Genomic DNA, 596 nt, shown 5'->3' with positions numbered 1-596 from the left:
CCCTGGAAGTCACCGACCGGCCGGCCGAACTGCCGGCGCTCCTTCACGTACCCCTTCGCGTAGTCCAGCGCCCCCTGCGCGATGCCCAGCGCCTGCGCCGCGATCGTCACCCGGGTGTGGTCCAGCGTGCGCATCGCCGTCGCGAAACCCGTCCCCTCCGCACCGATCATCCGCTCCGCCGGGATCCGCACCCCGTCGAAGTACACCTCCCGCGTCGGCGACCCCTTGATCCCCAGCTTCTTCTCCGGCGCACCGAACGACACCCCCTCGTCGCCCTTCTCCACCACGAACGCCGAGATCCCCTTCGAGCGCTTGTCCGGATCGGTCACCGCCATCACCGTGTAGAACTCCGACACCCCCGCGTTGGTGATCCACCGCTTCACCCCGTCCAGCACCCAGAAGTCCCCGTCGCGCACCGCCCGCGTGCGCATCCCCGCCGCGTCCGAACCCGCCTCCGGCTCCGACAGGCAGTACGAGAACATCCCCTCCCCCCGCGCCAGCGCCCCCAGGTACTTCTCCTTCAACTCCTGCGACCCCGCCAACTGCACCGGCAACGACCCCAGCTTGTTCACCGCCGGGATCAACGACGACGACGC

At 69.8% G+C, this 596-nt stretch carries 1 protein-coding gene; it reads right to left on the bottom strand.

The genetic code is table 11. The features are described from left to right. Positions 1-596, bottom strand: a 596-nt coding sequence (locus QSK52_RS39125; protein WP_285741043.1) for an acyl-CoA dehydrogenase family protein, incomplete at both ends; no start/stop codon positions are given.

The sequence above is a fragment of the Kitasatospora phosalacinea genome (genome assembly GCF_030268885.1).
GTDB lineage: Bacteria > Actinomycetota > Actinomycetes > Streptomycetales > Streptomycetaceae > Kitasatospora > Kitasatospora phosalacinea_C.
This window is presented reverse-complemented; position numbering and strand designations above follow the sequence as displayed.